Source organism: Methylibium sp. (assembly GCF_013817345.1).
GTDB lineage: Bacteria > Pseudomonadota > Gammaproteobacteria > Burkholderiales > Burkholderiaceae_C > Methylibium.
Map to the genome: position 1 here is coordinate 1 of NZ_JACDCW010000148.1, position 6720 is coordinate 6720.

Annotated in this window: 4 protein-coding genes; all 4 read right to left on the bottom strand. The window is 65.1% G+C overall.

What is annotated here, in order from left to right; all coding sequences use genetic code 11:
• Window positions 1-2597 (bottom strand): DUF3683 domain-containing protein (locus H0W40_RS18470; protein ID WP_292449186.1); only part of this gene is annotated, 2597 nt, incomplete at its 3' end.
• A 458-nt stretch (window positions 2598-3055) separates the two neighbouring features.
• On the bottom strand, window positions 3056-4294 hold the full coding sequence (locus tag H0W40_RS18475) for a DUF6080 domain-containing protein (protein WP_292449188.1): 1239 nt from the start codon (window positions 4292-4294) through the stop codon (window positions 3056-3058).
• Between the two features lie 110 nt (window positions 4295-4404).
• Window positions 4405-5646, bottom strand: coding sequence for a bifunctional glutamate N-acetyltransferase/amino-acid acetyltransferase ArgJ (argJ, locus tag H0W40_RS18480; protein WP_292449190.1), 1242 nt, complete (start codon window positions 5644-5646; stop codon window positions 4405-4407).
• Window positions 5647-5838: 192 nt separating this feature from the next.
• The coding region (locus H0W40_RS18485) for an SEC-C metal-binding domain-containing protein (RefSeq protein WP_292449192.1) at window positions 5839-6720 on the bottom strand (882 nt) is incomplete at its 5' end.

Below are 6720 nucleotides of genomic sequence, written 5' to 3' on the forward strand. Positions count from 1 at the left end.
TTGGCGCGCGGCACGTGCGTGGCGCACACCGGCTTGCACTTGCCGCAGCGCAGGCAGTCCTTGATGGAGTCGGAGATGGCGCCGATGTCGCTCTGCTGCATGATCAGCGACTCGTGCCCCATGAGGCCGAAGCTCGGCGTGTAGGCGTGGCTCAGATCGGCGGCATGCACGTTCTCATCGCCGAGCGCCCGCAGAGCGTCGCCGCGCAGCAGCTTGCCCTTGTTGAAGCGGCCCTCGGGGTCGACCCTTTGCTTGTAGGCACTGAAGTCGGCCAGCTCGGCATCTGTGACGAAACCGAGCTTGGTGATGCCGATACCGTGTTCGCCGGAGATCACACCGTCCAGCCGGCGCGCCAACGCCATGATCCGTGCGACAGCCTCGTGCGCGGTCTGCAGCATCTCGTAATCGTCGCTGTTGACCGGAATGTTGGTATGCACGTTGCCGTCGCCGGCGTGCATGTGCAGGGCCACCCAGACGCGGCTTCGGAGCACCTCACCGTGGATGCGCTGGCATTCGACCAGCACCGGCGCAAAGGCGGCACCGGCGAAGATCGCCTGCAGCGGCGCGCGCACCTGCGACTTCCACGAGGCGCGCAGGCTGTGGTCCTGCAGTTGCTCGAAGAGGCTGCGCTGGGTGCCGGCCGGCACGGTGTCCAGGCCGTGCAGCCAGCCGTGCCACAACGCCCGCACCTCGTGCAGCAGCGCCTGCGCCTGCTGGACGCGGTCTTCCAGCAGCTCGGCGCTGGGGATCTGCCCGGCGTCGTCGGATTTGCCCAGCGGCAGCGAGCCTTCGGAGAAGAAGGCTTCGAGCGCATCGATCAACGCGAGCTTGTTGCGCAGCGACAGCTCGATGTTGATGCGCTCGATGCCTTCGGTGTACTCGCCCATGCGCGGCAGCGGAATCACCACGTCCTCGTTGATCTTGAAGGCGTTGGTGTGCTTGCTGATGGCTGCGGTGCGCTTGCGGTCGAGCCAGAACTTCCGGCGGGCGTCGGGGCTCACCGCGATGAAGCCTTCGCCGGCGCGCGAATTGGCGATGCGCACCACCTCGCTGGCGGCACGCGCCACGGCGTCGGCGTCGTCACCCGCGATGTCGCCGACCAGCACCATCTTCGGCAGGCCGCCGCGCTTGCTTTTTGTGGCGTAGCCCACCGCCTTCAGGTAGCGGTCGTCTAGGTGCTCCAAACCTGCCAGCACCACCTTCGACGCCGGCTCGCCGCCCTCGCCCACGCCCACGCCGCTCGCATGGTGCAGCGAGAACATGTAGTCCTTGATCTCGACGATGCTCGGCACGGCGTCCTTCGCGTTGCCGAAGAACTCCAGGCACACGGTGCGCGCGTGTGCCGGCATCTCGTGAACGATCCACCGGGCGCTCGTGATGAGCCCGTCGCAGCCTTCTTTCTGGATGCCCGGCAGGCCGGCGAGGAACTTGTCGGTCACGTCCTTGCCAAGGCCCTCCTTGCGGAACACCGCGCCGGGAATGTCCAGCCGCTCGGTGCGCACGAGCGTCTTGCCGTCGGCCTCGAAGTAGTGCAGCTTGAAGCTAGCCACCGGCGCGTCGTGAATCTTGCCGAGGTTGTGGTTGATGCGCACCACTTCGAGCCATTTGGCATCGGGGGTGACCATGCGCCAGCTCGCCAGGTTGTCGAGCGCGGTACCCCACAGCACGGCCTTCTTGCCGCCCGCGTTCATGGCGACGTTGCCGCCGATGCAGCTCGCCTCGGCCGAAGTGGGATCGACCGCGAACACGTGTCCGGCGCGTTCGGCCGCTTCGATCACGCGCTGGGTGACCACGCCAGCCTCGGTCCAGACGGTGGGCACCGGCTGATCCACGCAAGGCAGCTCGACCCATTCCACCTCGGTCATCGCCTCCAGCTTTTCGGTGTTGATGACCGCGCTTTTCCAGGTGAGCGGTATCGCGCCGCCGGTGTAGCCGGTGCCGCCGCCGCGCGGAATGATCGTGAGTCCCAGCTCGATGCAGCCAGCCACCAGGGAGGCCATCTCGGCTTCGGTGTCCGGCGTGAGCACCACGAATGGGTACTCGACGCGCCAGTCTGTCGCATCGGTCACGTGCGAGACGCGCGAGAGGCCGTCGAACTTGATGTTGTCGCGCGCGGTGTGGCGGCCCAGGCGCTTGAGCGTGCGCCTGCGCAGCGCGGCCATGCCCTCGAAGCCGGCCGCGAAGCGCTGCACCGCCTCACCGGCCAGCGCCAGCAGCTCGCCGACCGACGCATCGCGCTCGGCCGAAGCGGCGTCGGTGCCGGCAGCGCGGCGCTTCCCGACCTCGCCGAGCCGGTGATGCAAGGCCTCGACCAGCAGCTTGCGGCGGCGCGGGTTGTCGAGCAGGTCATCGTGCAGGTACGGGTTGCGCTGCACTACCCAGATGTCGCCGAGCACCTCGTACAACATCCGGGCCGAGCGGCCGGTCTGGCGCTCGGCACGCAGCCGGTCGAGCACCTCCCAGGCCCGCACTCCAAGCAACCGCATGACGATTTCGCGGTCTGACAGGGAAGTGTAGTTGTAGGGAATCTCTCGCAGGCGCGGCCGGGCGGTGTGAGCGGCCACGGTCATGGTGTGAAGGGGGAGCGGTGCGTTCATGGTCACCAGGCGGCAGCGACAGGCAAGCCCCTGACGCGGAATGCTATCGCAGTGCAGCAAATTCCCGTTTCCCCTAGACAAGCCAACGCACACCCGAGGCGGCTGGCTAGCATGCGGCAAGTCGAACTGGCCCTATCCGTTCTGGATCGCCCACCGGGGTGCCGGTTCGCACGCGCCCGAGAACACGCTGGCCGCCTTCCGTGCCGGCCGGGCGCTCGAGTTGCGATGGCCGAGTGCGACTTGACTCTCAGGCCGCCATGCGGCACCGCGACTGCCCGCGAGCACTGCTGTTCGAGCGGCTCGACGGCACCTGGCTGGACCGTGCATTTGCGCTCGGCTGCGTTGCGGGCATCATCGATCATCCCGCGCTCACACTAGCCAACATCGCCGCGGACCATGGGGCAGGAATGCGCATCCTCGCCTACACCGTTAACAAGGTGGCCGATGTCACGTGCCGACTACATGCCTGGCTCGTTACGGCTCCCGGGTCGGGTTGTCATACGTTCATCGTCATTACCGGAACTTGGGCTATTCAGAGCAGAAGTCAGATGCGACGCGTTGCTGACGGCCGCAAAAACCGTTAGTGCAGCTACCGCAGCAAGCTTCGAACCTGAACGCTGGTTCGCCAGTAAGGCCCCACTGGCTAACACCAGAAGCAGCGGCACGAAGTGAAGCGCATAGAGGAAAGTCTCTTCTCCATACAGAAGATGCAGCAGTATCTGCCCTCCAAGCGAAGCAGCGACGAACCAAAAGAATCGACTTAGGCGCCACGCACGCCTGAGAGACGCCGCGCCGTAGATCACAAGACCAATCCATATCAGCCCAGCGGCGACGTAGCCGAACTGCTCAACCGTCTCGCCGCACTGCACCGTAAGGCGTTCGCCGGTCCTCTCCTTCTTCCCTGCAAAAAGTGCTACCTCTGGGGCCAACATGGGAGAGACCAGCTCTCCCCACAGGCTGCAGTTCAGACCGCCTTGCTCCGAAGGGAGGACGTAGGCCTGCTCTTGCGAAAGCTTCTTAAGGGGAAACTGGGCGCCTGCGGGAAAAATGACTTTCTGCAGGGCCCAAGCTACAAAGAAACCAATGACAACCAACACGGAGATACGGATCGCGTCTCTGCGTGCCTTGAATGCAAAGTTCAAGGCCACGGAAACAAGCAAGTTCGTGACGAGAGTTCCTGCAAGCAATACCCCCACGAGCACAAGAACGCCGTTGCCGACGTCTCTTCGAACATGAATCGCGGCGACAACCAGGCTCAGCACAATGCACAGTGAACTCAGGCCATACGTCTCGGGAACGATGAACCAGAACATGGCGGCCGAGCTGCTCATAGCCATCAGCGCCATCAACGTCGAGGCAAGCAAGGAAAGGCCTGTCAGCCGGACTACGGCGTAGATGCCGACTGTCCAGACGCCAAAGCAGAAAGCATTAAACCCCCAGATCGCCTGAATGGGACTGATGCCCGTCAGCCACATTGCAAGCGTGGTGACTGGGAGGGTTAGCAAGGAAAAGAGCGGTCGGAGGTGGTTTCGGTAGTGCTCCGCGTCGAAGGTGACCATATCGTCGTAGACACGCCAACCATCCGACTGAAACCAGCGTCCGCCAAGTGATCTCTCGACGATTGCTTCGGAAAAGTGAGCGGTAACCAGGATGAGCATCACTGCAGCCGCTGAGAACAACAGCAGGATGACGATCAAATCCGGCGTTCTGAAGACTTGTCTCAAAGAGGGTTGGCTTGGCGAAACGGTAGCCTTCCGCGACGTCCGAGGGTTCCGTAGCGATTCTTCAAGCCCTTGCATGCGGGCTTTCAGCTGCGGTAGTCGGCGTTGATCGTGATGTAGTCGTGCGAAAGGTCGCAGGTCCACACCGTCGACTGTGCACGGTTCGGTCCGTCCTCACGGTGCAGATCAACCCGAACCGTGATCTCGCTTTGCTTCATCACTCGCTGGCCGTCGGCCTCTTGGTAATGCGAATGGCGACCGCCCTTCGTCGCAACATGCACGTCGTCGAGGTAGAGGTCGATGAGATTCTGATCGAGGTCCGCAATACCGGCATAGCCGACTGCGGCCAGGATGCGTCCGAGGTTTGGGTCGCTCGCAAAAAACGCCGTCTTGACCAACGGGGAATGGGCGATCGCATAAGCCACGAGTCGGCATTCGTCCTCGCTGCGCCCGCCATCGACGTGCACGGTAATGAACTTGGTTGCACCCTCGCCGTCGCGCACGATGGCCTGGGCGAGCTGCTCGGCGACGGCAATCACCGCGTCACGCAGGGCTGCGCCCTCGGGCGAATCGAGTCTTGTGATCTCGGCATGGCCCGCCTGGCCCGAGGCGATCAGCACGAAGCTGTCGTTGGTCGAAGTGTCGCCATCGACGGTGATGCGGTTGAAGGAGCGGTCGGCGGCTTCACGAACGAGCGCGCGCAAGACGGGCGGCACGACCTTGGCATCCGTTGCGACGAAACCGAGCATCGTCGCCATGTTGGGCCGGATCATGCCGGCGCCTTTGGCGATGCCCGTCACGGTGACGGTCGCGCCGCCGATCATGATCTGCCGCGAGGCGGCCTTGGCGACCGTGTCGGTGGTCATGATGGCTTCGGCGGCCGCCGCCCAGTTGCCGGGGCGGCAATCCGCCAGGGCGGCGGGCAAGCCGGCTTCGATGCGCTCGATCGGCAGCGCTTCCATGATCACGCCGGTGGAAAACGGCAGCACCTGCTCGGGCGCGACGCCCAGCAGGCCGGCAAGGGCGACGCAGGTCGAACGGGCCCGGGCCAGGCCGTCCTCGCCGGTACCCGCATTGGCATTGCCGGTGTTGATGAGCAGCGCACGCGTGCCGGCGGCGTTCTCGAGATGCCGTCGGCACAACTGCACCGGCGCCGCGCAGAAGCGGTTCTGCGTGAACACGGCCGCCACAGTAGCACCTTCGGCCAGCCTGATCACGGTGAGGTCACGCCGGTTGGCCTTGCGCACACCGGCCATCGCGATGCCGATCTCGACACCCGCCACGGCGTGCAGATCGGCAGGGTTCGGCGCGACGAGGTTGACGGGCATGGCGGTCCTTCGGTCAGTGGCCGCGAATTGTAGGCAGCCCATGGCGCCTAGCGGGACGGACCCTCCAACGGGAGAAGGGGCCGAAGCCCGGTTCCACGAAGTCCCAGCCGCTCGGGGCTGCACGGCCGGGTTCAGCCTCGCGGGTGCCGTCGCTTCGCAACGGCTGCCGGGTTCAGCGGCGCAGGCGAGGCCTCAGGCCAACTTGCCGTGGCACTGCTTGAACTTCTTGCCGCTGCCGCAAGGGCAGGGGTCGTTGCGCCCCGCCTTGGGCACCCGCGTCTGCGGGGCAGCCGCCATGCGCGTGGCGACTTCGCTGGCGACGTCGGACTCGACGGCCACGCCGCCGTCGTCGGTCGGGTGCGTGTACGTCACGTTGCTGATGTGATCGGCCTGCTGCTCCAGCGCCGCGGCGGCCTGCACCACCTCCTCGCTGCTGCGCACCCGCACCGTCATGAGCAGGCGCGTCACGTCCATCTTCACCACGTCGAGTAGCTGCGAGAACAACTCGAAGGCCTCGCGCTTGTACTCCTGCTTCGGGTTCTTCTGGGCGTAGCCGCGAAGGTGAATGCCCTGGCGCAGATAGTCGAGCGCGGCAAGGTGCTCGCGCCAATGAGTGTCCATCGACTGCAGCAGCACCGCGCGCTCGAAGCCGGCGAACTGCTCGGCGCCGACGATCTCTACCTTCTCCGTGAAGCCCGCATCGGCGGCGACGGTGACCTTCGCGACGATGTCGTCGGCGTCGATGGCTTCGCTCTTGTCCACCTCAGCGACCAGCGGCACTTCGAGCTGCCACTCGTCGCGCAGCACCTTCTCCAGGCCGGGCAGGTCCCACTGCTCCTCGACGCTCTCCGCCGGCACGTAGGTGCGCACCACGTCGGTCATGGCACCTCGGCGCAGATTGGTGATCTGCTCGGACAGCGAGGCGGATTCCAGGATGTCGTTGCGCTGCTGGTAGATGACCTTGCGCTGGTCGTTGGCAACGTCGTCGTATTCCAGCAATTGCTTGCGCACGTCGAAGTTGCGTGCCTCGACCTTGCGCTGGGCGCCTTCGATGCTGCGCGAGACGATGCCGGC

Coding starts and splice junctions, on each gene's coding strand:
- argJ (WP_292449190.1), bottom strand. CDS start 5,646: ATGCCCGTCAACCTCGTCGCGCCGAACCCTGCCGATCTGCACGCCGTG.